Raw genomic sequence first — 25,161 nt, 5'->3', positions numbered from 1 at the left:
CAACCAACCAGGCTGGGAGGCAACGGTGACATCCATCAAAATCGCGACGAATTACACTCAAGTCCAGGCTTTCGAGGCCTGCCGCGTGCCCGATCGCCCGCAAGTCTGCCGGGCCCGCCTTCTCGCCTGAAGAGACCGGCGCGGTCTCTGCCGGGAAAGACAGGCAGAGGCGCTCGCACGACGGACCCGAAAACGATGGGCCCGGAAACCATGACAGGAACCGACAGATGACGAAAACGGAACGGGCGTTCGGCTGCCAGACCTACACGTGGGAGATGCTCGGCGCCGGCTGGAAAGGTGGCCCGGACGATCTGATCAGGGCGATCGCGAAAGGCGGTTACACCGGCATCGAAATCACCAACACCATGATCGGCGATTATGCAGAGCGTCCCGCCGACTTCCGGCGCGCGCTGGATGATGCCGGCCTCACGCTCGTGTCCTTCGCCTTCGGCTCCGACAGCGGCTTCACCATGCCGGACCGGATCGAAGACGATCTGGATGCCGTCAAGCGCTGGGTGGATTTCGTGGTCCGCTTTCCCGGTGCGCTGGTGTCCCTCGGCTCGGCGACCTCGATGTCGGATGCGCCGCGGGAAGACGGGTTCGGTGTTGCATCCGAGATCTACAACAAGGCGAGCGATATCGGGCGCGCGGCCGGCGTCACGGTCGCCGTCCACCCCTCCTCCCATCACCGGACGCTGCTCTACACCCGCAGCGATTACGACGAGATCTTCTCGCGCCTCGACCCGCAGGTCGGCTGGGTGCCGGATACCGGGCATATTCTGCGCGGCGGCCAGGTCATGGCCGAAACGCTCACCGCATTCCAGGATCGCATCCGCTACGTCCACCTGAAGGACGTGGATGCTGCCGGCGACTGGGCGATGCTCGGCGCCGGGGTCTGCGACATTGCCGACGTCATCGACATCGCCGGTCAGGCGCCGCATTTCAACGGCTGGATCGTCGTCGAGGAGGAAAGCGAAGAGGCGGGCAAAGACCCCGCAAGCGCCGTGCGCGTCAACCGCGAGACGCTGTCGCGCATGGGCTTTGCCGATACCCGCAAGGGAGCGCAATCGTGATCCGCAAACGGGAGAGACGGCTCCGGGTCGGCGTGCTCGGATGCGGACCCATCGCGCAATTCGCGCATCTGGAATCCTGCGTGAAGGCTGAGAATGCCGATCTCTACGCCATCTGCGATGCGGCGCCGGATCTTCTGGCACGCATGGCGGCCACCTACGAGCCGCAGCGCACGTTTGCCGATTACGACGCGATGCTGGCCGACCCCGATCTGGAAGCCGTGATCGTCGCGACGTCGGATGCCTATCATGTGCCGATGTCGATCAAGGCGCTCCAGGCCGGCAAGCATGTGCTCTGCGAAAAGCCGATCGGCGTATCCATCGAAGAGGGCGAGGGGCTCGCCCGTGCCGTCGATGCCTCGGGCAAGATCCTGCAGGTCGGCCATATGAAGCGGTTCGATCCGGCGCTGGAGGCGGCACGGGATTTCGTGCGCGACGACATGGGCGAGATCCTGGCGCTGAAGGCCTGGTACTGCGACAGCACGCATCGCTACACCAATACGGACGCCATTCAGCCGCTGCCGGTTTCCAGCAAGCTGGCGCGCCGGCCAGGTGGCAATCCCAAGGCCGATCTCCGGCAATATTTCATGCTCGCGCACGGGTCGCATCTGGTCGACACCGCCCGTTTCTTCTGCGGCGATATCGTCGCCGTCCGCGCGCGTCTCGCGACGCGCTTCGGCGCCTATTGCTGGTTCGTCGAAACCGAATTCGCCAGTGGCGCACTCGGCCATCTCGACCTGACGGTAGCGGTGCGAATGGACTGGCACGAGGGCTTCCAGCTCTATGGCGAGAACGGCTCGGTCGTCGCGAAAACCTTCAATCCCTGGTACTTCCGGTCCTCCGAAGTCGATATCTTCCACGAGAAGGATGCGACGTCGCGGCGCCCGCTCGGGGCCGATGGCCATTTCTTCCGCCGGCAGCTCGAAGGTCTTGCCGATACGGTCCTCAACGGTGCGCCGATGCGCGGCGCCGATGTCCACGATGGCCTTGCCTCCATCCGCGCCATGGTCGCCATCGCCCGCTCGGTGGAGAGCGGCGAGCGCGTCGAGCTTGCCTCCGTCACGGGAGCGGTCTGATGCAGCTCGGCATCTTTGCAAAGACCTTTGCCGGCACCGATCCCGCCGCCGTGCTGCAGGCAGCGCGGGCGGCCGGCTACGAGACCGTGCAGTTCAATCTCGCCTGCGCCGGGCTGCCGTCCCTGCCGGATGAGATCGAGGACATGGTCGCGCTGGTCGCGCGGATCGATGCGGCACGCTTGGCCTCCGGCGTCGGTCTCGCCGCCCTTTCCGGTACCTACAACATGGCCCACCCCGATCCCGAAGTTCGCGCACGCGGACGGCAGGCCCTCAGCCGCGTCATCGATATCGCGGGCGCGCTCCGCATCCCGCTCGTCACGCTCTGCACCGGCTCCCGCCATCCGAGCGACCAGTGGGCGCACCACCCCGACAATGCCACGCCGGAGGCCTGGGCCGACATGGCAAAGGAGATGGCTGCGGCCCTTGCCCGTGCGGACGCGGCGGGGATCGTGCTCGGCATCGAGCCGGAACAAGCCAATGTCGTCAGATCTGCCGAAGAGGCTTGCCGGCTGATTACGGAAATGGGTTCGAACCGGCTGAGGATTGTGCTCGATCCGGCAAACCTGTTCGAGAAAGCCGATGCAAACGAGGCCCGCGAAATCGTCGCACGCGCCGTGGATATCGCAGCCGGCTTCACGGCCATGGCGCATGCCAAGGACCGCCATGCCGATGGCCGGTTTGCAGCACCCAGGCGCGGCGTGGTGGATTTCGCCGATTTCATCGCGCGCCTGCGCGCCTCCGGCTTCAACGACGCCGTCGTGACGCACGGACTGGAACCGGAAGAGGCACCCCATGTGGCGCGGTTCCTCGCGCCTCTGCTTGCGGTGCCCGCATGACGCAAGCGGTTCTTTTCCAGCACGGATTGGGCGGTGACGACGCACAGGTTGCCGCAAACTGGCCGGAGACGGCGGATGCGCTTCGGGTGACCGTCAACTGCCGCGGCCACAAGGATACGCCGCTCGGCCCCGACCGGCCGTTCGGCATCCCGCTCTTCGCGCAGGACGCGCTCGACGCGATGGCCGAACATCGCACCTTCGTCGCGGCTGGCATTTCGATGGGTGCCGCAATATCGCTCCATCTCGCCTGCCGCCATCCCGAGCGCGTGACGGGCCTTATCCTTGTCCGGCCCGCCTGGAGCTTCGCCAGCGCGCCCGACAATATGGCCCCCATCGCCGAGATGGCGGTCCTGCTACAGCGTCTCCCGCCCGAAGCCGCCCGCGCCGAATTTTCCGCAGGCGAAACCGGACGGCGCCTTGCACGCGAAGCGCCCGACAATCTCGCCTCGCTGCTTGGCTATGCCGACAGGCCGCAGGCCACCCTCTTTGCCGAGGTCCTGGCCGATATCGCCGCGGGTTCCCCGGGCGCCCCACGGCACGAGGTCGAGGCCCTGCGGCTTCCCACGCTGATCATCGCCAACGACCACGATGCGATCCACCCGCAGGCCTGCGCCGAAACGCTCGCGGCCACGATTCCCGGCGCCCGGCTCGTCAGCGTCGTGCCGAAGGCGCTGGACCGTGATCGCCACCACCATGAGGTCAAAGCCGCGATTGCGGACTTTCTCGCCCTGCACGCTCGGAGAACGCCATGATCGACAATCACGCCCACGCCATCTCGTCCCTGCCCCGCGACCGGCTGCTGGCCGAATTCTCGCTCTGGTCGGCCGATCTGGTGAACCTGCAGCGCGACCTGAACCGTATCGAGGCGGTGGCAGACCTCCACCATATCGACGTCGCGGACGGGCGGTTTGCGCCGGGATACCTGTTTTTCCCCGATCTCGTGGCCCAGATCGCACAGCGCACGAAGGTTCCGATCCACGTACACCTGATGGTGGAAGCCGACAGCGTGGAGGCGCAGGCAGCGCAGTTCATCGAAGCCGGCGCCAGCCTTCTCAGCGTCCACGCCGAAAACGGCGAAGCGGGCCTTCGGGCACTGGCGACGGCGCGCGCGGCCGGTGTCGTCGGCGGCGTGGTCCTGCGGCTCGAGACCCCGGTCGAGGCGATCCTGCCGTTCCTGCCGCATGTGGGCATGGTCACGCTGCTCGGCACGCGGATCGGCGTCAAGGGACAATCGCTTGCGCCCGAGGCCTGCAGCCGGCTTGGCGAAGCGCGACGCCTCATCGAGGCGGCGGGGCGCCCCGATATCATTCTTGCGGCCGACGGCGGCATAAGGGAGACGACGGTGCCGGATCTGCGTGCAGCGGGCGCGGAAACGGTCGTGCTGGGTTCGCTGGCCTTCGGCGCGTCCGATCTCGCCGCCCGGATCGCCTGGCTGCACGGGCTTGGCGGCAGGGCGGCATGACCACCGTCGCACTCGCCTTCGATCTCGGCGGTACGGATCTGCGTGCGGCCATCGTCAGCCGCGCGGGCGAAGTGCGGCAGTCCCTGACGGTGCCGACCCGTGCCCGCGACGGCGTCGATGCGGTGCTCGACCAGATGGCGTCGCTTGCCGAAAAGCTCACGGCGCAAGCGGGCCACGAGATCGCGGGCGTCGGGCTCGGTGCACCCGGCCCGCTGGATCCGGTGGCAGGCATCATGATCGCGCCACCGACGCTTGCCGGCTGGCACGATGTTCCCGTGGTTGAGCGCTTGTCCGCGCGGCTGGGCCTTCCAGTCTTCCTGGACAACGACGCGAATGTGGCGGCGCTTGGCGAGTGGCACTACGGTGCCGGCCGCGGCTTCGAGACCGTGCTGTTCATCACCGTCTCCACCGGCATCGGAGGCGGCGTCGTCTCCCATGGACGCATATTCCACGGCAGCCGCGGCCTTGCCGTCGAGATCGGCCACATGACGCTCTCCGGTTCCGGCCCGACTTGCCTTTGCGGCAATGTCGGTTGTTTCGAGGCGCTGGCATCGGGAACGGCCCTCGGCCATCGCGGCGCGGAGGCCGCTCTCCGGCCAGGCGGAGAGAAAATCGCCGCGGCACAGATCGACATCGGACGGCCGGGCGCGCGAGCGGTGGTGGAGGCGGCAAGGGTCGGCGATCCTGCTGCACTTGCCCTGATCGCGAAGGAGGCGGAATGGCTCGGCATCGGACTGACCAACCTTCTGCACATCTTCTCGCCGGATATCGTCGTCATTGGCGGCGGACTTTCGAATGCCTTCGATCTCCTGATCGGTGGCATCCGCAGCGTCGTCGCGACGCGGGCCATGTCGGCCTATCGCGACGTCGTCATCGTGCGGGCCGAGCTCGGAACAAATGCCGGACTGGTGGGTGCGGCGGGGCTGGTCTTTCCGGCACAGGGCGTCGTGACGCGCGGCGGCGATCAGACGTAGCGGACCTCGACATCCAGCTTGTCGAGGCGGCTCCGGATGGAATAGGGCATGCCGGTATCGGTTATGATCATGTCGACCCGCGACAGCGGGAAGGCCTTGGACGACGCGCCGATGTCCCACTTCGTGGAGTCCGCGACCAGGATGACGCGCCGCGCCATGCGCACGAGGTTGCGTTTCGTGCGGGCGATATCCTCGGACACATCGACCACGTCGAATGCGTGATCGATGGCATGCGCGCTGACGAATGCCTGGTGCGCCACCAGCCCACCCACGGCCTTGTCCGCATCGGAGACAATGGTGCTGACCGTATTGGGAAACACCCGTCCGCCGATCATGTGAACGTCCAGTCCCGGGCGATACATCAGGTGCTGGGCAATGTTCATGGCGGTGGTGGCGACGACGACATTGTGGACGGGCGGCATCTGCATCGCCAGTTGCAGCAGCGTCGAGCCGCTGTCGAACACGATGGACTGGTTGTCGAGGATCAGCCGCGCCGCCATCTGCGCAATGCGCCGCTTGGCTTCGAAATTGCGGTTCATCCGCTCCTCGAAGGCAGCCGCCGGCGAGTCCACCGGCAAGGCGATCGCGCCGCCATGGGTCTTGATGAGCTGCTTCTTCGCATCGAGATGTTCGAGGTCCGAGCGAATGGTGACTTCGGATACCCCGAAGCGCTCCGCAAGTTCGCGGGTCTTAGCCTGACCCACGCGCTGGAGCTCGAGCATGATCTGATGTCGTCTTTGTTCTGCAAGCATGACGGATCCGATGAGGAGGAACGATGGTGACTTTCGAAAAACGAAACTAACATTCGCGACATGATACGAAAACGAGCATGTGCAGTGCAATATCGCGGAAGAAATAATCAGTCATCGGTAAACTAAATTGCAAACGAAAGAAATCGAAATATTGAATGTTTCTTTTCTTTCGAGTTAGCTGCAGCGCATACGCAGAAAGACATCAACGGAGGAAATCATCATGGGCCTTGGAACCAAAGTACGGCTGTCGCGCCTGTTTTCGCATGCATCGGGAAACCTGTTCGGCGGCGCCGTCGATCATTTCGTCGGCTATGGCAATGTGCGCGAAGGCGGACTTGCGGACCTGCCCGGCGCGCTGGAGCGGGTCATGGCGGGAGGCCCTGACTATATCAGCATCCAGCCGGGTGCCGCCCGGCACCTCTGGTCGGCCTATGCCGGCAAGGCAGCGCTGGTCATCCAGGCCGGCTGCTTCACGCCGGACGACCGCATCCGGCAGCTCATCGCCACGCCGGAAGATGCGGTTCGCTACGGCGCCGATGCGCTGGCCGTGGCCATTCCCGTGCGCGGCGATACCGAAGGCCACTATATCCGCTGGCTGACCGACACCGTCAACGCCGCCGCACGCTTCGAAATGCCCGTCGTCGCCCACGTCTATCCCCGCGATTACGCCAATGGCGGCAAGATCGTCTTCACACCGGATGAAATCGCCTATGCCGTCCGCATCGGCTTCGAGACGGGCGTCGATGTCATCAAGGTCGGCTACACCGGCGACTTCGACAGCTTCAAGGAAACCGTCGCCACCTGCCCGGTCCCGATCGTCATTGCGGGCGGACCGAAGACCGATACGCTCCTGGGCGCACTGACGCAGACCAGCGACGCGCTGCGCGCCGGTGCCCGCGGTGCCGTCGTCGGCCGCAACCTCTGGGGTCACGGCGATACGACGAAGGCTGCCCGCGCCTTCAAGCTCGTCATTCACGACGGCATGGCGCCCGAAGCTGCCCTGACGGCCGCAGGCGCCTGACGCCATGGCACCGCACCGCCTCGACGTTCTCGGCTTCGGCGCCGTCGCCATCGACGACATCGTCTATGTCGATCGCCCGCTGAAGGCCGGGAAGGGCAAGGTCGTGGGGCGCACACGAGACTTCGGCGGCAACGTCGCGACCGCCCTCGTGGCGGTTGCGAAACTCGGCGGCCAGGCAGGCTTCATCGGCTGGCTCGGCAGCACGCCGGACGAGGATCCGAGTGCCAGCGAACTGGAGCGGCAAGGCGTGGACGTTTCCCGCGCCCCGCGCCGGGCAGATGCCCGTGCCATCCGCTCCGTCATCACCGTCGGGCCGGACGGCGATCGTTTCATCGCCTATGACGACGATGTCCCCCACGGGACCTGCCACGATCTGAGCGACGAGACGCTGTCGGAGGCTCGTGTTCTGCTCGTGGATGGGTATGCAACGCATTCCGAGCGGACCGTCGCGCGGGCGCGCGCCCTCGGATTGTCTGTGGTTGCCGACATCGAATGGTCGATCGGCACGGCGACGGACCGTCTGATCGCTCTTGCCGATCATCTCGTCCTGCCGCTGGCCTATGCCGAGGCGCAGACGGGCGAGACCGCGCCTGCCGCCATCCTCCGACATCTGTGGACCGACGACCGGGCAGCTGTCGTCCTCACCGACGGCGATCGCGGCGCCTTCGTGAGGCAGGCGGGCGACGCCGGAAACTGGCACGTGCCGGCCTACGCGGTTCGTGCTGTGGATACGACGGGCGCAGGCGACTGCTTTCATGGCGCCTACGCCCTGGCGCTGGCCCGGGGGCAGCCGCCGATCGACTGCGTCCGATATGCCGCTGCTGCTGCCGCCATCTCCGTCACCGGAAAGGGTGGTCGAATGGCCCTTCCCGATCACCCCGCCTGCACCGCGCTGATGCAGGCAGCGGGCGCCCCACGACCGCTGGCGATGCCCTGAAGCGCGCGCAGCGAACACGCCAATAAAATTGCACGCGTAAAAAAATACTTTTTCATTCGAAATGCTTAGGATACGCTGAGAAAAGCGTTTCTTCTCAACGGCCTGGGATACTGACATCACGAGCGTCCGACAATCTTGGAGGCTCCTGGCGGCGACAGGCCGTTGACGAACGGGATGCGGACAGGCCTTCTATCGGCGCTGTCGCACAAGGGCCATCGCAAGGTTCCGATGGCTGAGGAAACAGGGAGGAAAACACCGTGGCCGATGTGGTGCTGGACAAAATCTGCAAGACCTTTGGAACGGAATTCCATGCGATCAAGGATCTCAGCCTGACGATCCGCGACGGCGAGTTTCTGATCCTCGTCGGGCCTTCGGGCTGCGGCAAATCGACGGCTCTTCGCATGATCGCGGGGCTGGAGGAGATCAGCAGCGGCACGCTGAGCATCGGCGGCGAGAACGTCGTCGATCTCTCGCCCAAGGACCGCAACATCGCCATGGTGTTCCAGTCTTACGCGCTCTACCCGCACATGACCGTGTTCGACAACATCGCCTTCTCGATGAAGCTTGCGGGCAAAAGCAAGGATGAACGAACAAAACGCGTCAACGAGATCGCAAAGACCTTGCAATTGACCAAGGTGCTCGGCAGCAAGCCGGCCGAGCTCTCCGGCGGGCAGCGCCAGCGTGTGGCGATGGGGCGGGCCATGGTGCGGGAGCCGGCGGCCTTCCTCATGGACGAGCCGCTCTCCAACCTCGACGCCAAGCTGCGCGTGCAGATGCGCGCCGAAATCGTCAGCCTGCAACGCCAGCTAGCCGTGACCACGATCTACGTGACACACGACCAGACGGAGGCGCTGACGATGGGCGACCGCGTCGCAGTGCTCAAAGGCGGCGTGCTGCAGCAGGTGGATACGCCGAAGATCCTCTACAGCAAGCCGGTCAACGCCTTCGTCGCCGGCTTCATCGGCTCGCCGTCGATGAACCTCTTCCAAGGCCGCCTCGAAAATGGCCGCGTCGTCCTGCCGACCTTCTCTCTGCCGCTGTCGGCGGAAGCCTTCGCACGATCCCCCGGCTTGACGGCGTTCGAGGGGCGGACGGTCCTGTTCGGTATTCGGCCAGAAGATCTGCACGACAGCAAGCTCGCGTCCGGTGCGATGCATCCGACGATCCCGGCAACGGTCAAATCCATCGAAGAACTTGGATCGGAGTGGATCGTCCATCTCAATATCGATGCCGTCCGCGTCGATTCCGGCGACCCCGATGCCGTCGAGGAACTGAGCAGTGCTGCGAACGCCGTCGCCAAGTTCGAAGCCACGAGCCACGCCCGTGCCGGCGAGCGGATCGACGTGGCGATCGATGTCGCCAAGCTGCATTTCTTCGACCCGGAGAGCCATCTGGCGCTCTGAGCCGGGGGCGCTGGCTGGGTGCCGTGGATGCGGGAAAAGCCGCCGACCTGAATGCTGACAACCGCGATACAGGGATGCGCGATCAAGACGAAAAAGCTCCCGGCAAGGCCCACTTTCATTTCTTTACGAACGTAAAGAGAAAACGATCCTCAAGTCATTTATTCCAAATAAAATGCTCCGTGAGACACGCTCTATAAAACCATAGATATCAGTGATTTAATTGGTATCTTGAAGACCCCGGAACGCGAAACGCGTTTCATGCCGAAAATGGACGTTGACAGGTGTCGGCGTTCGGGACCCTACTGCCATATCGATCTGGGAGGATCGAACAAACCGTATTCCTGGGAGGGGATCATGAAAGCTACGAAGCTTCTTGCCACCGCAGCACTCTGGGCATTGTGCTCGACCGCTGCGTTCGCCGATACCACCATCGAGTTCATCCAGTGGTGGGAGCCGGAGATGCCCGCGGGCGCACTCCGCGGTATCATGGACGATTTCGAGAAGGCCAATCCGGGCATCAAGGTCACGCTGGTCAGCGGCCCCTATGCCACCACCCGCGACCAGATCGTCGTCGGCGCGGCGTCCGGCACGCTCAGCGATGTCGTCGGTCTTGATGGCGCCTGGGTCAACGGCCTTGCCAAACAGGGTGCCATCGCGTCGATGGATCCGCTGATGGCCAATGCGAAATACGATGCCGGCCAGATCGCCGATATCGTCAAGGTCGACGGCAACAGCGTCATGTTCCCGCTCGCCTCGTTCGTCTATCCGGTGTTCGTCAACCTCGACCTCGCCAAGGCCGCCGGCGTCGACAAGATCCCGGGCACGCGCACGGAATTTGCCGATGCGGCGAAGAAGATGACGGATGCGGGCAAGAACCAGTATGGTTGGGTGCTGCCGCTGTCGCTGCAGAACCCCGGCGGTATTCAGAACGACGTGATGTCCTGGACCTGGGCGTCCGGCGGATCGATGCTGAAGGACGGCAAGCCGGATCTCGAAAACGAATCTGTCGTCGGCACCCTCGAATACATCAAGTCCCTGCACGACGCGGGCGTCATCTCGCCCGGCATCTTCGCCAAGAAGGAGCAGGACAAGGTCGAGGAGTTCGTCAACGGCCGCGTCGGCATGATGGTCGACTCGCTGGCCCACATCAACCTCATCCGCGAACGCAACCCGAAGCTCAATTTCGGCATCTCGGCCCTGCCCGCCGTCGATGGCTATACCGGCAAGCGCGGACTGCCCTATGCCTCCTGGGGCATCGGCATCAGCGAAGGCAGCAAGCATAAGGAAGAGGCCTGGAAGCTCGTCGAATACCTGATGAGCCCCGACGTCAACGGCCGCCTCGTCTCCATCGCCAATGCGTTTCCGGGCAATGTGAACGCAAAGCCCGACTTCTCGAAGTCCGACCCGCTGTTCGAAGAGGCCTTCGCAATCTTCCAGAGCGGCCATCTCGCCAACGAGTTCGTCGGCCTTCCCGTGGCCGAGGAGCTGATGCGTCAGATGGGTATCGAGGTGCAGAAGATGTTCGACGGTTCGGAAACGGCAAAGGAAGCCGCGGCCAACGCGCAGAAGCAGTGGCTGACCAAGTTCTAGTCGAGCAGGATTTCCAGCCCCGGCAGGCGATCAACCGCTTGCCGGGGTACTTCATCCGCCCTTGAGGAAACCGGGAAAGCAATCGTCATGAGCAGTGTGATGCAAGGTCTGGCCGTCCAACCGGCTAAAAAGCGCAGCAGCGGCCTTCTGACCTATCGGACGCGCAAACGGCTGGTCCCCTATCTCTACATCGCACCGGCGACCCTGCTCTTCTCGGTGCTCATGCTGTTTCCCATGATCATGGTCTTCCGCTATTCGCTGATGGACGGCGCGATCATGAAGAAGGATGCCGCCTTCGTCGGCTTTCAGAATTACCTGACGATCTTCCGGGACGCGATCTTCTGGCAGGCCTTCGGACAAACCCTCTATTTCACGGTCATGAGCGTGGTCTTCCACTTCCTCATCGGCCTCGCCTTCGCGCTTCTCCTCAATACCCAGCGCATCGATCCCGCGGTTCGTAGCCTGTTGCGCGTGCTCTACATCCTGCCGTGGCTGTTTACCGCCGTCATCATCGCCATCATCTGGCGGTTGCTGCTCGACCCGAACGGCGTCGTGAACAGCGTGCTCATGGCGCTCCACATCGTGGATTTCAAAGTCGAATGGTTCTCATCCACCGCGACCGCCCTTCATGCCCTGACATTCGCGAACATCTGGGCCGGCTATCCGCTCTACATGGTCAGCCTGCTGGCCGGTCTGCAGGGTATCTCTAAGGAACTCTACGAGGCGGCCGGCATCGACGGAGCGAACGAACTGCAGAAATTCTGGTACATCACCATCCCGCAACTGATGCCGATCATCATCTCGATCGCGCTTCTCGATTTCATCTGGACGATGCAGGTCTTCCCGCTGGTCTGGATGACGACCGGCGGCGGGCCGATCTATTCGACCGAGGTGCTGAGCACCTACACCTACAAGCTCGCCTTTTCGCAATACGAGTTCTCGCTGGCCTCAGCGAGCGCGATCATCATCCTCGTCATCTCCATGAGCGTGACGTATTTCTACATCAAGCATCAGAAGGGCAGGTAATCCCATGGCCCAACGCTCCTCGAAGCGCTCGTCAAGCCGCTCCATCCTTCCGACCGTTCTCACCTATATCGGCCTGGCGATCGGCCTCGTCTTTGCGGGTTTCCCCATTCTCTGGATGTTCTTCAGCTCGCTGAAATCCAACACGGAAATCTTCGCCCTACCCCCGAAACTGCTGCCGGACGTCTATACGTTCATTGCCTATGCCTCGATCTTCGACGATCCGGTGAAGATCCGCTTCTTCATCAACAGCTACATCGTCGCCGGCGTCGTCACCCTACTGACACTGCTCGTGGCGATCATCACCGCCTATGGCTTCAGCCGCTATGCGTTTCGATTCAAGAACACGCTGAACATCTTCATTATCAGCACGCAGACCGTGCCGCCGATCACTTTGCTCATTCCCTATTTCGGCATGGTGGTCGCCTTCGGCATTTTCGATACCTACTTCGCGCTGATCCTCACCTACCTCGTCTTCACGTTGCCCTATGCCATCCTGCTGATGACCGGCTATCTCAACACGCTGCCGAAGGAGCTGGACGAAGCTGTGCTGGTCGACGGCGGCACCAGCTGGACGGCCCTCTGGCGCGTTATCGTCCCGGTCTCGGTGCCCGGCATCGTGGCCACCGCGGTCTATACGTTTCTTCTGTCCTGGAACGAGTTCCTCTTTGCGCTGACGCTGACGAAATCCATGGACCTGCGCACCGTCCCGATCGGCATCCAGCTTCTCATGGGGCAACACGCCTTCGAGTGGAACGAGATGATGGCCATGAGCGTCCTCGGCTCGCTGCCGCTCCTCCTCCTCTACCTCTTCGCCCAGCGCTACTTCCTCGCCGGCATGACGTCGGGGTCGGTCAAGAGCTGACGACCCGCTACACAGGTGAAGAGAAGCCTGCATGATGATGTGGCGGACGTCGTTGGACGTCCGCCACACACGTTTTACTTGATCGTCTTGATCGGATCCTTCGGGGTCGGATCGAAGCCGACGAGGTCGGTCGTCAGCTTGGCATAGGTGCCGTCGGACACCATGTCGGCGAGCGCCTTGTTCACGGCCTCGACGAGGTGCGGCTTGCCCATCTTGAACGCGAAGCCCTTCTGGACGTGACTGACATAATCGTCGGTCATTTTCAGCGGCATCTTTGCCGTCTTGATGGCATAGGCAGCCGCGATCGCGTCCGTAATGACCGCATCGACATTGCCATTGACGAGATCCTGCATCGCGTCCGACTCCGCCTTGTAACCCTTGACGGTGGCGCCCTTCTCTTCCGCGATCTTCGTCCAGCTGGAGGCGACGAGCGCGCCGACGGTCTTGCCCTCGAGGTCGGCGGCGGTCTTCAGCTCGGACTGTTCGGCGACCACGACACGCCCGCCGGACTCCAGCCATCCGTTGGAGAACGTCACCTGCTTCTGGCGAGCTTCGGTGATGTCCATCGCGGCACTGATGACGTCGTACTGATCGGCCTGCAGGCCGACGAGCAGCGAGTCCCACTTGATGAGGACCGGCGTGTATTCGAGGTTCAGGCGCTTGGCGACCTCCGACATGACCCGGATTTCCAGACCATCGAGCGTGCCGTCGGGTGCCCGCATGCTGAAGGGCGCATAGGTGCCTTCCGTGGCGACCATCAGCTTGCCGGGTTCCAGCAGTTCGAGGTCGGCGGCGTGGGCAAACGAGCCCAGCGTGAGGCTTGCGACGGTTGCAGTGACGGCGAAAAGCGTTTTGAAAAGCATGTCGAGTTCCCTGTTTTCTTTGATGTATTCGGTCTGCACTGCGACGGCGCGGCGAATGTGCCTTGCCGGAAAAACGCCTGTATCGGGCCCTCAGCTCAGCCGGGCATAGTGGCGCTCCAGCCACGATGCGAGAAGCGTCAGGACGGTCGTCAGGACGAGATAGATGACCGCGACCGCGATGTAGAATTCGAAGGGCCGGAAGGTCGCGGCGATAAGCGTCTGGGCGTAGAGCGTCAGTTCGACGACGGTGATGGTCGACAGGAGCGACGTGTTCTTCAATGTCGAGATCGCTTCGTTGGTCACGGCCGGAAGGATGATGCGGAAGACCTGCGGCAGGATGATCGTGCGCATCGTCTCCGCCCGGCTGAAGCCGAGCGCAAGCGCCGACTCGCTCTGCCCCGACGGGATCGCCGTCAGGCCGCCACGGACGATCTCGGCGATATAGGCGCCGCTGTTGATCCCGAGGGCGAGCACGCCGGCCGTGAACGGCGACAGCCGGATGCCAAACTGCGGCAGGCCGAAATAGATGATGAAGATCTGGATAAGCGTCGGCGTGCCGCGGATGAACCAGATGTAAAAGCCGGCGACAGCCCGCACAGATCTAAACCGTGACCGTTGCGCAAGAGCGGCCAGAAGCCCGCAGGCCCAGCTGACGACGATCGTCAGGATCGTCAGGGCGAACACCGTCCAGGCGGCCTTCAGAAAGCCGGGGCCATAGAGCTGCAATTCTTCGAGAATGAACGTCATGACGACTGTCCTTCCTGCGCGTTCAAGGCGGAATACCCATGGCCGACGTCGTCATGGAGGATGCGGTGCAGGAACTGCTTCAGGCGCTCGCTCTCGGGGTGCCGGAGAATATCGGGCGTGCCCGCTTCGGCGATGACGCCCTGGTCGAAAAACAGCACGCGGGACGAGACGTCGCGGGCAAATGCGATTTCGTGGGTGACCAACAGCATCGTCATTCCCTCCGAGGCAAGGGAGGCCATGAGCACGAGGACTTCGTGGACGAGCTCCGGGTCGAGTGCCGACGTGACCTCGTCGAACAGCATCAGCTTCGGCTTCATGGCAAGCGCCCGCGCGATCGCGACGCGCTGTTGCTGTCCGCCCGACAGCCGCGACGGGTAGCTGCCGCGTTTCTCATAAAGGCCGATGCGGGACAGAAGCGCATCCGCTTCCTCGATCGCCTGCTTGCGCGGCATCTTGAGGAGCCGGATGGGTGCGTGGGTGACATTCTCCAGCACGGTCATGTGCGGCCAGAGGTGATAGCTCTGGAACACCATGCCCACCCGGGTCCGCAGCGATTGCAGCTGGGCGGCAGTCGGGAAGAAGCGTGACTCGGTGCGGAAGTCGAAGGACTGGTCCTCGAAATCCATGAAGCCGGATTGCGGCACCTCCAGCGCGTTGATCGACCGCAGGAAGGTGCTCTTTCCCGAGCCGCTCGCCCCGATGATGGAGACCACCTCCCCCGCCTGCACCGTGAGGGAAACGCCCTTGAGAACCTCGTTCTCTCCGAAGCTCTTGCGGATCTCGCGCAGCGACAGCAATGGCGGTGTCATGCTGTCACCTCGGCGGGGTTGGTGTCGTGAAGGGTGACCGCGATGTCCCGGGGGGTGCGGGAAGCGCCGTTGATCGGCGTGACATCCTGCGGGCATGCGGAGAGAACGAGCACCAGATCCATCTCGGCCCGCAGCACGACGGTATCGCCGGCAACGGTTGTCGGCGGAAGGCGATCGACCGTGCCATCCGGGGCAACGGGGACGTTCATGAACAGGTTGAGCGAGGCCGGCGTGAAGGGTAGCGCAAGATCGAGCGCTGACAGCGCCTCGTGGAAATTGTCGCTACAATTGCGGTGGCCGTCTGCGCAACCGAGCTGCCGGTAGAGCTCGCGGCTGCAGGGACACAGAAGCGTGTCGTGGCGCACGTCACCGCTGTCGGCCACCATCGTCAGCATCGGGCGACGGCGTGAACTCATGAGCGTCATGCCGGTGGCAAAGAAGATATTGCTGTTCACCGAGCGTGTATGGTCGAGCGACGACGTCTCGAACGCATTGTCCGCTGCGAGCGCCCAGAGATCCGCGACCTGATTGCCGTAGATATTTTCGATGAGAACGTGCTGTCCCGCCTTCACACGGAAGGCCTCGCCATGGCTGGCTGGCACGATCATCTGTTCTTGGCTCATGGATATCGCTGCTTTCGATTTTTCGCCGCAGGAGGCGGGGCGGAAGGAGGCCCACCGCTTGCAGCATCCTGTCACCATCAGCCTATTCCAGTATACCACTGGAGTTCAAGATGGAAAATCAACTATTTAGTGGGAGGTAAATGTGCAAGTTGATGAAAGACGAAGCAGTGCGTGAACAAAAAATGCGCAAGCACTGCTTGTTCGAACCATTTCCTCCGTCTGTCCGTATCTGAGGCAACGGCCAGAATTGACGAACGGATACAGCCGGTGTACCGAAATGACGAAGCGTGCATGAGGATGACTGGATGAACCGCTATTTCCCACTCGATGAGTATCGCACGCGCTGGGACCGTCTCCTGGTCGAGATGAAGTGTCGGGGCTTTGACACCGCCGTCGTGTTCGGCCGGGGTGGCGGAACGACCGACAATTGCGGCGACGTGCTCTATCTCTCCAACCAGTACTCGATCAGCGGCGGCATGGACTCGCTGATCTGGACGGCCCGTTCCTTCACGGGCGTCATCCTGCAGGCGGGCCGCGACCCGCAACTGCATATCGACGAACCGGAAGTCCGGCGCGATCTCGTCGCCATCGAGGACGTGCGCTCCAGCAATCACCCTTTCGAAAGCGTGGCGCGCGCTTTGGTCGAGCGCGGCGTCTCCGGCCGGGTGGCGCTGGTCGGCACCAACCTCATCCCCGTGAAATACTACAGGCAGCTGGAAGTCACCGCGCCCGATATCGAGTGGGTTCCTGTCGATGACCTCGTCCGCTCGGTACGCCGGATCAAGAGCGGACGCGAACTCGATGCCTACCGCACGGCCGGGGAGACGGCGACGGCGGGCATGACGATCCTGATGGAAAGCCTTGTCAGCGGCATGTCGGAGCGGGAAGCCGCCGGCGAATGTGCGCGCGAGGTCGTGCGCCGCGGCGGACGCGTGCAGATGATCGGCACCAATCACGGCGACACGCTCGGCTTCGATCAGCGATTTCCGCTGACCGGGTATAGCGACGACGTGCCCGATATCGGCGACGTCGTAACGGGCACGCTGCACGGCCCGTTGTTTCAGGGCTATTACCTCGACCCCGGTCGCACCGCCGTGCGTGGTCGCGCAAATGCCGACCAGCGCCGCCTGATCGAGGCGGCCGGCGATCTCGTCCACCGGCTGACCGATATGCTGAGGCCGGGCGCAAGGCTGCTTGATATCGCTGCAGAAGGCGATCGGCTCACCGCAGCCTTCGGCGGGTCGATCTCGCCGATCATGAAGAATTTCCCCTTCTATGGCCACGGCATCGGCCTCGGCTTCGAACTGCCGCGCATTTCGACCAGCATGTCGCTGCCGGAGGATATCGTCGAGCAAGACATGGTCTTCGGCATCGAGGCCTTCCTGTCGCTCGACGGCGTGGGCGCCGCCTTCTACGAGGACATCGTCATCGTCGGACAAGACGGCAACGAGGTGCTGACGAAGTCTCCAAGTCTGTTCTGACGGCAACACCGGAGCGCAGCGGATGCCGGGGAGGTCACCTTCCCCGGCATCGCTTTGGCACAAGCAGCGATCTCGCAGTGTCAGTGCGCGAAAACGCTGTCGAAGTCCTTGAAGCCCTTGACCTCGATCGGGTTGCCGCTCGGATCGAAGAAGAACATCGTGCGCTGCTCGCCGGGCTCGCCTTCAAAGCGGATGACGGGGGGAATATCGAAGGCGATTCCGGCCTTCTCCAGCCGGTCGGCCAGTGCCAGCCAGGCATCGAGCGGCAGGACGACGCCCAGATGCGGCATCATGACCATGTGGTTGCCCACCTTGCCGGTCCGCGTGACCTCGAACGGCTTGCCGAGGTGGAGCGAGATCTGGTGGCCGAAGAAGTCGAAATCGACCCAGGTGTCTGTGGATCGGCCTTCGGCACATCCAAGGACATCACCGTAGAAGCGACGAGCCTCATCGAGGTCCGTAATGTGGTAGGCGAGATGGAAGAGTGAACGCACGGGTAAGTCTCCTTTATGCAGGGCTAACGGGGGTCAGCGACAGGTGAGTGTTCGAGGTAGGGTCGAGAGCGGCTCCGCGCCGGTGTCCGTCACGATGACGGTTTCCGATGCTCCGACGGTCCAGTGGCCGAAGCTGCGCAGCGTCGCCGGGATGTGGAAGACCATGCCGGGCTCGATGGCGCGCGATACGCCGGAAAACAGGCTGAGAATGCCGCCCTCGCCCCAGTCGGGAGCAAAGGCGATCCCCATGGAATAGCCGATGCGCTTCCTGAAGGCGGCGGTGAAGCCGGCAGCGTCGATGATCCTCTGCGCGGCGTCATGCGGCGCAGCGCACGGGTTACCCGGCCGGATCTGCGTGATCGCCGCGTCCAACGCGAAGAGCGCGCAGTCCATCATCCGCTGCGCCTCGGCCGGCGGCTTGCCGAGCCAGACCGTGCGCATGAGGGCCGCGTGATAGCGGGCATGGCTTCCGGCAAGCTCCAAAAAGACTGGGTCGCCGTCGCTCAAGAGACGACGACGCCATGTCATGTGCGGCAGTCCGCTACGCTGGCCCGACGAAACGAGCGGTTCCATGGCCATGGCCTCCGACCCTGCGCGCGTCGCGGCGCCGAGCATGGCAGCGGCGACCGCATTCTCATCGGCCCCGACGATGCAGGTCTCGATGGCGGCAACCATGCCGGCGTCCGCATAACGTGCGGCAGCGCGGATCGCATCGCGTTCGGCCTGGCTCTTGATCATGCGCAGCGGCGGCAGGATGTCGGAACCGTCCGTCAGGTCCGCGACGCCAAGACGCCGGGCGATCTCGCTGACGAGCCGCGACGGCAGGAACCAGCCGGACAGCTCGATCGCGGGCACGCCCATGCCGCGCTCGCGCAGCAGGGAGACCAGCGCGCCGGCCGGGTCGTCGCCGTCCTGGTAGGTGACGATATCGCTCAACCACGTATTGGCGACAGCGCCGAAGAACTCCAACTGCCGCACGAGCAGCGTCAGCGGCCCGGATGCCGGGAGAAGCAGCGCCTGAAAGGCGAAATAGCCGGCTGTCTGTCGGCCCGTCAGCCAGTAGATCGTTTCCGGACCGGTCACGACCAGTGCCGCCTGCCCGCTCGCCCGGAGTGCTGCCTGCGCGCGGGCCTGCCGGTCGGAATATTCTTCCCTCGGGAAGGCCGCCTCGCTGCCACGCATGGCGGGATCGTTCAGAAATGCTGCGTTGTCCATCAACCCCGCCTCACGTCCGAGACAGCCAGGCGAGAAACCGCGCCCGAACGCTGTCGAAATGGCGCTCCATGGCCGCCCGCGCCGCCGCCTCGTCGTTCGTCGCGATGGCCTCGATGATGTCGAGATGCTCGCGGGCCTGCTGGTCGAAGCGGTCGTGCGTGCGGGTGATCGTGCAGCGGCGTGCGATGCCGCGCATCTCGGTCAGCATCGTCGCCAGCAGCGGCAGGCCTGCAGCGTGGGCGACCGCATCGTGAAAGGCATCGTCATCCAGCCAGAACCGGTCGAACGCGATATCGCCGCCTTCGGCATAGGCGCGCATCGCATCGCGCGAAGCGAGAAGCGCCGGTGTGATCGCGCGCGTGGCGGCCTTCGCGGCCGCGGCCCCTTCGAGCAGACGGCGGATCTGGACGATCTCCAGCAATTGCTCGACCGTGACCTCGCGGACCATCAGGGCGCCGTTCGGCAGCCGGGAGATCACGTCTTCCTTTTCGAGCCGCGAGATGGCGGCGCGCAGCGGCGTGCGGGAAATACCCGATTCCAGCGCCAGCGTGCGCTCCGTCAGCATGTCCTCGGACGAGAACCGTCCTTCGAGAATGCGCTGCTTCAGATCGCGATAGATCTGCTGCGTCAGTGTTTCCTTGTCAGCCATGCCGGGCACCGCCTTCCATGATTGCCACCTTCACGGTCTCCACCGCCGCTGCGCGATCGGCGGGATCGATGGCGTCCTGCGGAGGATGGATCGTCGTTGCCGGCCTCTGCCCGGAAAGGGCTGTCAGCACATGGCCAGCAGCACCGGTCGCCACACGCTGAAGGGCCTCCGGCGTCGTGCCGCCGAGGTGCGGCGTGAAGATGACCCGCTGCGACGCAGAAAGCGGCCCCTGCGGGGCCTGCGGCGTGTAGACGTCGAGACCGGCAGCGGCGATCCTTCCCTGCAAGAGTGCTTCGGCAAGCGCTGCTTCGTCGATCAGCCCGGCACGCGCCGTGTTGATCAGGATTGCGCCGGGCTTCGTCAGGGCAAGAGCGGCCGTGCCGATCAGCCCGCGCGTTTCCTCCCGCAGAGGGGTATGAAGCGAAATCAGATCCGCCCGGCCCAGGCCGTCCGCAAGTGTCGCCACACGCTCGAAAGGCCCGGTATCGGCGCTTCTGGGAGAATGAACCAGAACCTCCATGCCGAGTGCCGCGTGCAGCATCCGCCCGAGGCCTGCCCCCGTTGCCCCCCATCCGACGATCAGCGCGGTCTTCCCCGCGAGTTCGTGAAACATGCCCGCTTCCCGAAAACCGGACGCGCCGTCGCGAACCGCGCGATCCGCAGCCGGGATCAGGCGTGCGGCTGCAAGGGCAAGACCAAGGGCAAGCTCGGAGACGGACTGCGCATTGGCGCCCGGCGTGTTGCAGACGAGGATGGATTTCGCCGCGGCCTGCGCCTTGTCCACGCCATCATGGCCCGCCCCGTGAACGACGATGACCTTCAGCACGTCGCTGGCAAGAATCGCGCGTGCCGAAAGACCCGCATCCCGCGTGATCACGGCATGGCAACCCTTGATCCGGCTCGCCACCGTTTCCATGTCGGCATCCGGGCAAAGTTCGACGTCGATGCCCGCGTCCCGGAGCATGGCGATGCCGTCCGCATGAATGGGCTGAACGAGAAGGCATTTCATCGCTGCAATCCCCGGCTGGAGGCGTCGAGTTTTTCAAGAATGGCGTCCCGCGCATTCAGCACGTGGCGGCTCATCAGGCTTCCCGCCACATCGGCATCGCCTGCCCGCAGGGCATCCAGAATCTCGAGGTGCTCCCGGCATCCTTTCAGGAAGCGTTCGGGAACGAGACTGTGGTCGAACATGCAGGTGCGCCGCCGCAGATCGCCGATCGTGCGTATCATCGTCCGGTTTCCTGAAACATTGGCCAGCCAGAAGTGGAAATCGTCGTCGACCTCGAGCGCTTCTCCGTTCTCGCCCGGACCCGTCGCGATCAAGACCCTGATGCGGCGTTCGAGATCGTCGAAGACATAGGCCGGGGCCGCGATCGCGATGCGCGCGCAATAGCCCTCGATCACGCTGCGCAGATAGAAGATCTCCTCGACCTCCGCCGCTGCCAGCCGGCGGACCTTGAGAAACCGCCCCTCCTGCACCGCCAGCCCTTCGGCTTCGATGCGTTTGATCGCCTCGCGAACCGGGGTTCGGGACATGGAGAATTCTTCGCCGAGCTTGGCTTCCTGCAGCACATCTCCCGGCATCAGGGCGCCGGAAAGGATCATGTCGATGATCGTGCCATAGGCCTTCTTCGCAAGGGGCTGGCTCATGTGTTCGACCTCCCGGATGTCGTCGGTGTCTCTTTTATCTCTTTCGTCTCGCCCTTTTCCTCAAGACCGGAAAGGGCTGCGGCCAGCACGCGCTGCTGGTCGAGCAGCAGATCTTCGGCCTCGTCCCGGGTGATCGCCCTGAAGCGGACCAAGCTTCCCGTCATCGCCTGCGCCAGCCGCGGCAGATCGACGGAGGCGACCGTGGCGATCTTCGGGTACCCGCCCGTGGTCTGCCGCTCGGCCATCAGCACGATCGGCCGGCCGGAGGACGGCACCTGAATGGAGCCGGCGACCGTTCCATCGGAGATGATGTCATGTCCGGCAAAGGCCGAAATCACAGGCCCGTCCAGCATCTGCGCCATCCGATCGCGGTGCGTCGCGATGCGAAACGGTTCTTCAAGGAAAATCTTCCAGGCCGAGGCATCGAAATGATCGGCCTGCGGTCCCGGCACGATGCGAAACGGGCCGCGCGGCCGGGACAGGGGCTGGCGCAGCGCAAGGAGCGGCGCGTGTCCCGAAGCGCCGAGCGGCAAGTGGTCGCCGGCCGCAAGCCGCCGTCCATCAAGACCGCCGAGGCCCGTACGCAGGTGCGTCGTCCGCGCGCCGAGGACAGGTGGCGTATCGATGCCGCCGGATATCGCAAGGTAGCCCCAGACGGCGTTGACGACCGCGCCGATGCGAAGCGTCTGTCCGGGCAGCAAATGGTGGCTTTCCCAGGCGTGGACGGGTTTCCCGTCGACCGTCATGCCGACGGCCGCACCCGTGACGGCGAAGCGCACGGGCGCATCGACGACGAACGTTCCCCCAACCTGCGCGAATTCGAGCCCGGCATCGCTCTCGGCATTTCCGACGAGGCGGTTGGCCATCCGCAGGGACGGCGGGTCCATGGGCCCTGCCCCGGAAACACCGAAGCGCGAGAGCCCGGCACGGCCGAGATCCTGCACCGTCATCATGGGGCCTGCGTCCTTGATGTGGAGAACGCTCATGTCGCCGCCCACTCTTCGACAGGCTCACCTCTGGCGACCGCCGCATCGAGATGCGCGGCCTCGGTCTCCTCGATCGCGCGGAACCGAACGCGATCGCCGGCACGGAGCAGAAACGGCTCCTTGCGCGAAGGGTCGAACAGTTTCAGCGGCGTCCGGGCGATGAACCGCCAGCCGCTCGGCCCGGGAACCGAGTTGATGCTGGCCTGCTGTCCACCGATGCCGATCGCGCCGGCCTCGATCCTCTGGCGGGGAACCGCAAGCCTGGGCGTGTGCAGGCGCTCGGGCAATCCGCCGAGATAGGCGAAACCGGGCGCAAAGCCGATCATGTAGACACGATAATGGGCGGAGGCATGCAGCGCGATCAGGTCGCTGCGGGTCATCTCCTTCAGTTCGGCCAGCGCATCGAGATCCGCGCCGGTCTCCCCGCCATAGAGCACGGGCACGATGATATGGCGTGCGGTGCTTTCCGTCTCCGCCTGGCACTCCAGCATGTCCATGAGCTGCACGGTCAGGTCGCGACCCCGAACGACAGCAGGGTCGTAGTGCACGAGAAGCGACCTGTAGGTCGGCACGACCTCTCTTATGCCCGCGACCGCACCTGCCGCCAGACGGTCGGCCATCGCAACGACGCGGGCGCTGGTCGCCTCGTCTATCCGGTCGGAGAACTCCACGGCCAAGGCGCTGTCTCCACAGGCGGCGATGCGGGGGAAATGCGCCGGGGCATTTGTCATCACAGCCATGGCCTTCCCTCATTCGATCGTGCCGTGCCGGCCTTCGCAGAGTGGACCCGCCCTTCGCAGGACGGATGGGCGAAACGGGTCGTTGCCGGCTGGCTATTCCTCTGTCGGCATAGTGCGGCAAGGTCTTGTCATTTCAGTACACCATCTGTATGTCAAGCCCCACGGCGCTCGTATGGGCCTCGTTTTGCCGACCTATCCAGCGGGGATTTTCCGTGGCAACCATCGACCTGAACTGCGACATGGGCGAAAGCTTCGGCGCCTACACGATCGGCGACGATCGCGCCTTGATGGACATCGTGACGACGGCCAACATCGCATGCGGCTTCCATGCCGGCGATCCCTCCGTCATGCGCGATACGATCCTTCTGGCCAAGGCGCGCGGTGTTGCCGTCGGCGCGCACCCGTCCTTCATGGATCTCTACGGCTTCGGCCGGAGACGCATTTCAGGGGAGCGACCGGAGGATATCGAAGCGCAACTGATCTACCAGATATCCGCCATACAGGGCATGGCATCCGCGCTCGGCTGGCCGATCACGCATGTCAAGACGCATGGCTCTCTCGGCAACATGGCAGCCGAGGACGCCGCGCTTGCGAAGGTCTGCGTCGATGCCATCCGGGCCGTCGATTCCCGTCTTGTCTTCATCACCCTGCCCTTTTCCGAGACGATGAAAGCGGCGGAGGCGGCCGGGCTGCAGGTCGCCTGCGAGGTCTATGCCGACCGCCGCTACACCGACAACGGCATGCTGGCCCCGCGCCAGATGGAGGGCGCCGTCATTCACGATCCCCAAGAGAGCGTCGATCAGGTCCTGTCGATGCTCTGCAACAAGACGATGCCCACGATCGGCGGCAAGCGTCTCCCCGTCGATCCGGCAACCGTCTGCATCCACGGCGATACGCCCGGTGCCGCAACGACCACGCGCGCCCTTCGCACACAATTGACGAATGCGGGTATCGCGATCGCCCCCTTTCACACACCCGAGCGCCTTCACGAGGAGAAGTCCCTTTGAACCGTACCGTCTATCTCAACGGCGCCTGGCTTGCCGAAGCCGACGCACACGTCTCCATTTTCGATCGCGGCTTCCTCTTTGCGGACGCCATCTACGAAGTGACCGGCGTCGTGAACGGCAAGCTGCTGGAATATGAAGGCCATTCGGCCCGGCTGCAGCGGTCGATGGGCGAACTCGGGCTGGTCTGCCCACTTTCGCCCGAGGAACTGCTCGGCGTTCACCGCGAAATCGTGCACCGCAACGCACTGAGCGAGGGCCTGATCTATCTCCAGATCAGCCGCGGCCCGGCCGATCGCGATTTTGCTTTCCCGGCAAACCCCGTGCCGACACTCGTGCTGTTTACCCAGGCCAAAGCCGTGCTCGACAACCCCAAGGCACGGACCGGCATTTCGGTCGCACTGCTTCCCGATCTGCGGTGGGCGCGCTGCGACATCAAGACGGTGCAGCTGCTCTATCCGTCGATGGCCAAGATGGAGGCGGCGCGACAGGGCGCCGACGACGCGTGGCTGGTCGAGGACGGTTTCGTGACCGAAGCCAGTTCGGCGAGCGCGCATATCATCACAAGCGATGGCGTCCTCGTTACCCGTCCTCTGTCTCAGGCGATCCTTCACGGGATCACGCGCCACAGCGTTCTCGATCTTGCAACAACCATTGGCGTTGCCGTCGAGGAGCGTCCCTTCAGCGTCGAAGAGGCAAAGACTGCTGCAGAGGCCTTCATTACGTCCGCGACGAATTTCGTACTCCCGGTGACACAGATCGATGGTCAGCTTATCGGTGACGGACAGCCGGGGCCGCTGACCTTGAGACTTCGCGAGCTGTATATCGAGAGAAAGATTGCATCGGCGATCTGATGACGGGCATGGCTTAACCGAACGATCGCACGCTGTG

The 25,161-nt window shown here is 63.9% G+C and carries 27 protein-coding genes; 15 read left to right on the top strand and 12 right to left on the bottom strand.

The genetic code is table 11. The features are described from left to right. Positions 1–227: 227 nt before the first annotated feature. From C8J33_RS13975 to C8J33_RS13950, 6 genes are read left to right on the top strand one after another with little or no spacing between them, the layout of a single operon-like run. Positions 228–1,073 (top strand): sugar phosphate isomerase/epimerase family protein, encoded by an 846-nt coding sequence (locus C8J33_RS13975; protein ID WP_110808164.1) that lies wholly within the window; start codon positions 228–230, stop codon positions 1,071–1,073. Next, positions 1,070–2,146 carry a Gfo/Idh/MocA family protein gene (locus C8J33_RS13970; RefSeq protein WP_110808163.1) on the top strand — a complete coding sequence of 359 codons (1,077 nt, stop codon included), beginning with the start codon at positions 1,070–1,072 and terminating at the stop codon, positions 2,144–2,146. The genes C8J33_RS13975 and C8J33_RS13970 overlap by 4 nt, the downstream gene beginning before the upstream one ends. Continuing rightward, positions 2,146–2,982 (top strand): sugar phosphate isomerase/epimerase family protein, encoded by an 837-nt coding sequence (locus tag C8J33_RS13965; protein WP_132449166.1) that lies wholly within the window; start codon positions 2,146–2,148, stop codon positions 2,980–2,982. Before C8J33_RS13970 ends, C8J33_RS13965 begins: the two co-directional genes overlap by 1 nt. Beyond that, a complete protein-coding gene (locus tag C8J33_RS13960; RefSeq protein WP_110808161.1) occupies positions 2,979–3,734 on the top strand; it encodes an alpha/beta fold hydrolase in 756 nt (251 codons plus the stop codon). Before C8J33_RS13965 ends, C8J33_RS13960 begins: the two co-directional genes overlap by 4 nt. Then, a complete protein-coding gene (locus C8J33_RS13955; protein WP_110808160.1) occupies positions 3,731–4,444 on the top strand; it encodes a ribulose-phosphate 3-epimerase in 714 nt (237 codons plus the stop codon). The genes C8J33_RS13960 and C8J33_RS13955 overlap by 4 nt, the downstream gene beginning before the upstream one ends. Continuing rightward, positions 4,441–5,418 (top strand): ROK family protein, encoded by a 978-nt coding sequence (locus tag C8J33_RS13950; RefSeq protein WP_132449164.1) that lies wholly within the window; start codon positions 4,441–4,443, stop codon positions 5,416–5,418. Before C8J33_RS13955 ends, C8J33_RS13950 begins: the two co-directional genes overlap by 4 nt. On the opposite strand, the gene C8J33_RS13945 is transcribed toward C8J33_RS13950, so the two are convergent. Further along, the gene (locus tag C8J33_RS13945; protein WP_110802029.1) at positions 5,409–6,170 is read right to left on the bottom strand and encodes a DeoR/GlpR family DNA-binding transcription regulator; all 762 of its coding nucleotides are present in this window, start codon (positions 6,168–6,170) and stop codon (positions 5,409–5,411) included. The genes C8J33_RS13950 and C8J33_RS13945 overlap by 10 nt on opposite strands. Before the next feature lie 220 nt (positions 6,171–6,390). On the opposite strand from C8J33_RS13945, the gene C8J33_RS13940 reads away from it, so the two are divergent. The 6 genes from C8J33_RS13940 (at position 6,391) to C8J33_RS13915 (ending at position 13,009) form a co-directional block, all read left to right on the top strand. After that, positions 6,391–7,191 carry a class I fructose-bisphosphate aldolase gene (locus C8J33_RS13940; protein ID WP_110808158.1) on the top strand — a complete coding sequence of 267 codons (801 nt, stop codon included), beginning with the start codon at positions 6,391–6,393 and terminating at the stop codon, positions 7,189–7,191. Between the two features lie 4 nt (positions 7,192–7,195). Beyond that, complete coding sequence (locus tag C8J33_RS13935; RefSeq protein ID WP_110808157.1) at positions 7,196–8,128, top strand: PfkB family carbohydrate kinase; 933 nt, start codon at positions 7,196–7,198, stop codon at positions 8,126–8,128. A 257-nt stretch (positions 8,129–8,385) separates the two neighbouring features. After that, entirely contained in the window at positions 8,386–9,531 is a 1,146-nt protein-coding gene (locus C8J33_RS13930) for an ABC transporter ATP-binding protein (RefSeq protein ID WP_110808156.1), read from the top strand. Between the two features lie 354 nt (positions 9,532–9,885). After that, a complete protein-coding gene (locus C8J33_RS13925) occupies positions 9,886–11,121 on the top strand; it encodes an ABC transporter substrate-binding protein (RefSeq protein ID WP_132664648.1) in 1,236 nt (411 codons plus the stop codon). An 87-nt stretch (positions 11,122–11,208) separates the two neighbouring features. Next, positions 11,209–12,147, top strand: coding sequence for a carbohydrate ABC transporter permease (locus C8J33_RS13920; RefSeq protein WP_110802033.1), 939 nt, complete (start codon positions 11,209–11,211; stop codon positions 12,145–12,147). Positions 12,148–12,151: 4 nt separating this feature from the next. Further along, positions 12,152–13,009, top strand: a complete 858-nt coding sequence (locus C8J33_RS13915) for a carbohydrate ABC transporter permease (protein ID WP_110808155.1) — start codon at positions 12,152–12,154, stop codon at positions 13,007–13,009. Positions 13,010–13,083: 74 nt separating this feature from the next. Here the strand turns inward: C8J33_RS13915 and C8J33_RS13910 are convergent, their stop codons facing one another. The 4 genes from C8J33_RS13910 to C8J33_RS13895 form a co-directional block, all read right to left on the bottom strand. Next, entirely contained in the window at positions 13,084–13,872 is a 789-nt protein-coding gene (locus tag C8J33_RS13910) for a transporter substrate-binding domain-containing protein (RefSeq protein WP_110808189.1), read from the bottom strand. A gap of 90 nt (positions 13,873–13,962) precedes the next feature. Beyond that, positions 13,963–14,619, bottom strand: a complete 657-nt coding sequence (locus C8J33_RS13905) for an amino acid ABC transporter permease (RefSeq protein WP_110808154.1) — start codon at positions 14,617–14,619, stop codon at positions 13,963–13,965. After that, on the bottom strand, positions 14,616–15,428 hold the full coding sequence (locus tag C8J33_RS13900) for an amino acid ABC transporter ATP-binding protein (protein ID WP_110808153.1): 813 nt from the start codon (positions 15,426–15,428) through the stop codon (positions 14,616–14,618). The genes C8J33_RS13905 and C8J33_RS13900 overlap by 4 nt, the downstream gene beginning before the upstream one ends. Further along, on the bottom strand, positions 15,425–16,051 hold the full coding sequence (locus C8J33_RS13895) for an urea carboxylase-associated family protein (protein WP_110802036.1): 627 nt from the start codon (positions 16,049–16,051) through the stop codon (positions 15,425–15,427). The genes C8J33_RS13900 and C8J33_RS13895 overlap by 4 nt, the downstream gene beginning before the upstream one ends. A gap of 305 nt (positions 16,052–16,356) precedes the next feature. Here C8J33_RS13895 and C8J33_RS13890 point away from each other — a divergent pair, with 305 nt between their 5' ends. Next, on the top strand, positions 16,357–17,532 hold the full coding sequence (locus C8J33_RS13890) for a M24 family metallopeptidase (RefSeq protein ID WP_110808152.1): 1,176 nt from the start codon (positions 16,357–16,359) through the stop codon (positions 17,530–17,532). An 80-nt stretch (positions 17,533–17,612) separates the two neighbouring features. On the opposite strand, the gene C8J33_RS13885 is transcribed toward C8J33_RS13890, so the two are convergent. From C8J33_RS13885 to pxpB, 7 genes are read right to left on the bottom strand one after another with little or no spacing between them, the layout of a single operon-like run. Then, entirely contained in the window at positions 17,613–18,026 is a 414-nt protein-coding gene (locus C8J33_RS13885; RefSeq protein ID WP_092937463.1) for a VOC family protein, read from the bottom strand. A 33-nt stretch (positions 18,027–18,059) separates the two neighbouring features. Next, positions 18,060–19,241, bottom strand: coding sequence for a M24 family metallopeptidase (locus tag C8J33_RS13880; protein ID WP_110808151.1), 1,182 nt, complete (start codon positions 19,239–19,241; stop codon positions 18,060–18,062). A gap of 10 nt (positions 19,242–19,251) precedes the next feature. Beyond that, complete coding sequence (locus tag C8J33_RS13875) at positions 19,252–19,890, bottom strand: GntR family transcriptional regulator (protein ID WP_110802039.1); 639 nt, start codon at positions 19,888–19,890, stop codon at positions 19,252–19,254. Then, positions 19,883–20,899: an NAD(P)-dependent oxidoreductase gene (locus tag C8J33_RS13870; protein WP_110808150.1), complete on the bottom strand. Its 1,017-nt coding sequence runs from the start codon at positions 20,897–20,899 to the stop codon at positions 19,883–19,885. The genes C8J33_RS13875 and C8J33_RS13870 overlap by 8 nt, the downstream gene beginning before the upstream one ends. Beyond that, positions 20,896–21,540, bottom strand: coding sequence for a GntR family transcriptional regulator (locus C8J33_RS13865; RefSeq protein ID WP_110802041.1), 645 nt, complete (start codon positions 21,538–21,540; stop codon positions 20,896–20,898). The genes C8J33_RS13870 and C8J33_RS13865 overlap by 4 nt, the downstream gene beginning before the upstream one ends. Further along, on the bottom strand, positions 21,537–22,526 hold the full coding sequence (locus C8J33_RS13860; RefSeq protein WP_110802234.1) for a biotin-dependent carboxyltransferase family protein: 990 nt from the start codon (positions 22,524–22,526) through the stop codon (positions 21,537–21,539). The genes C8J33_RS13865 and C8J33_RS13860 overlap by 4 nt, the downstream gene beginning before the upstream one ends. Continuing rightward, positions 22,523–23,266 (bottom strand): 5-oxoprolinase subunit PxpB, encoded by a 744-nt coding sequence (gene pxpB, locus C8J33_RS13855; protein ID WP_181425248.1) that lies wholly within the window; start codon positions 23,264–23,266, stop codon positions 22,523–22,525. The genes C8J33_RS13860 and pxpB overlap by 4 nt, the downstream gene beginning before the upstream one ends. Positions 23,267–23,478: 212 nt before the next feature. Between pxpB and C8J33_RS13850 the strand changes: the two genes are divergently transcribed. Together C8J33_RS13850 and C8J33_RS13845 are read left to right on the top strand one after the other, a co-directional pair. Continuing rightward, the gene (locus C8J33_RS13850; protein ID WP_110802042.1) at positions 23,479–24,273 is read left to right on the top strand and encodes a LamB/YcsF family protein; all 795 of its coding nucleotides are present in this window, start codon (positions 23,479–23,481) and stop codon (positions 24,271–24,273) included. After that, a complete protein-coding gene (locus tag C8J33_RS13845; protein WP_110802043.1) occupies positions 24,270–25,124 on the top strand; it encodes a D-amino-acid transaminase in 855 nt (284 codons plus the stop codon). Before C8J33_RS13850 ends, C8J33_RS13845 begins: the two co-directional genes overlap by 4 nt. The last annotated feature ends 37 nt before the right edge of the window (positions 25,125–25,161 follow it).

Source organism: Rhizobium sp. PP-CC-3G-465, from assembly GCF_004343445.1.
GTDB classification, from domain to species: domain Bacteria; phylum Pseudomonadota; class Alphaproteobacteria; order Rhizobiales; family Rhizobiaceae; genus Ferranicluibacter; species Ferranicluibacter rubi.
Note: the sequence above shows the minus strand (reverse complement) of the source record. Positions and strands in the feature narration are given on the sequence as shown.

Excerpts from the sequence above, each read along its gene's own strand:
- C8J33_RS13875 (WP_110802039.1), bottom strand. The coding sequence starts at position 19,890 with ATGGCTGACAAGGAAACACTGACGCAGCAGATCTATCGCGATCTGAAG.
- C8J33_RS13940 (WP_110808158.1), top strand. The coding sequence starts at position 6,391 with ATGGGCCTTGGAACCAAAGTACGGCTGTCGCGCCTGTTTTCGCATGCA.
- C8J33_RS13965 (WP_132449166.1), top strand. The coding sequence starts at position 2,146 with ATGCAGCTCGGCATCTTTGCAAAGACCTTTGCCGGCACCGATCCCGCC.
- C8J33_RS13905 (WP_110808154.1), bottom strand. The coding sequence starts at position 14,619 with ATGACGTTCATTCTCGAAGAATTGCAGCTCTATGGCCCCGGCTTTCTG.
- C8J33_RS13890 (WP_110808152.1), top strand. The coding sequence starts at position 16,357 with ATGAACCGCTATTTCCCACTCGATGAGTATCGCACGCGCTGGGACCGT.
- pxpB (WP_181425248.1), bottom strand. The coding sequence starts at position 23,266 with ATGGCTGTGATGACAAATGCCCCGGCGCATTTCCCCCGCATCGCCGCC.
- C8J33_RS13870 (WP_110808150.1), bottom strand. The coding sequence starts at position 20,899 with ATGAAATGCCTTCTCGTTCAGCCCATTCATGCGGACGGCATCGCCATG.
- C8J33_RS13925 (WP_132664648.1), top strand. The coding sequence starts at position 9,886 with ATGAAAGCTACGAAGCTTCTTGCCACCGCAGCACTCTGGGCATTGTGC.
- C8J33_RS13865 (WP_110802041.1), bottom strand. The coding sequence starts at position 21,540 with ATGAGCCAGCCCCTTGCGAAGAAGGCCTATGGCACGATCATCGACATG.
- C8J33_RS13975 (WP_110808164.1), top strand. The coding sequence starts at position 228 with ATGACGAAAACGGAACGGGCGTTCGGCTGCCAGACCTACACGTGGGAG.
- C8J33_RS13895 (WP_110802036.1), bottom strand. The coding sequence starts at position 16,051 with ATGAGCCAAGAACAGATGATCGTGCCAGCCAGCCATGGCGAGGCCTTC.
- C8J33_RS13910 (WP_110808189.1), bottom strand. The coding sequence starts at position 13,872 with ATGCTTTTCAAAACGCTTTTCGCCGTCACTGCAACCGTCGCAAGCCTC.
- C8J33_RS13960 (WP_110808161.1), top strand. The coding sequence starts at position 2,979 with ATGACGCAAGCGGTTCTTTTCCAGCACGGATTGGGCGGTGACGACGCA.
- C8J33_RS13935 (WP_110808157.1), top strand. The coding sequence starts at position 7,196 with ATGGCACCGCACCGCCTCGACGTTCTCGGCTTCGGCGCCGTCGCCATC.
- C8J33_RS13955 (WP_110808160.1), top strand. The coding sequence starts at position 3,731 with ATGATCGACAATCACGCCCACGCCATCTCGTCCCTGCCCCGCGACCGG.
- C8J33_RS13950 (WP_132449164.1), top strand. The coding sequence starts at position 4,441 with ATGACCACCGTCGCACTCGCCTTCGATCTCGGCGGTACGGATCTGCGT.
- C8J33_RS13880 (WP_110808151.1), bottom strand. The coding sequence starts at position 19,241 with ATGGACAACGCAGCATTTCTGAACGATCCCGCCATGCGTGGCAGCGAG.
- C8J33_RS13860 (WP_110802234.1), bottom strand. The coding sequence starts at position 22,526 with ATGAGCGTTCTCCACATCAAGGACGCAGGCCCCATGATGACGGTGCAG.
- C8J33_RS13900 (WP_110808153.1), bottom strand. The coding sequence starts at position 15,428 with ATGACACCGCCATTGCTGTCGCTGCGCGAGATCCGCAAGAGCTTCGGA.
- C8J33_RS13915 (WP_110808155.1), top strand. The coding sequence starts at position 12,152 with ATGGCCCAACGCTCCTCGAAGCGCTCGTCAAGCCGCTCCATCCTTCCG.
- C8J33_RS13920 (WP_110802033.1), top strand. The coding sequence starts at position 11,209 with ATGAGCAGTGTGATGCAAGGTCTGGCCGTCCAACCGGCTAAAAAGCGC.
- C8J33_RS13945 (WP_110802029.1), bottom strand. The coding sequence starts at position 6,170 with ATGCTTGCAGAACAAAGACGACATCAGATCATGCTCGAGCTCCAGCGC.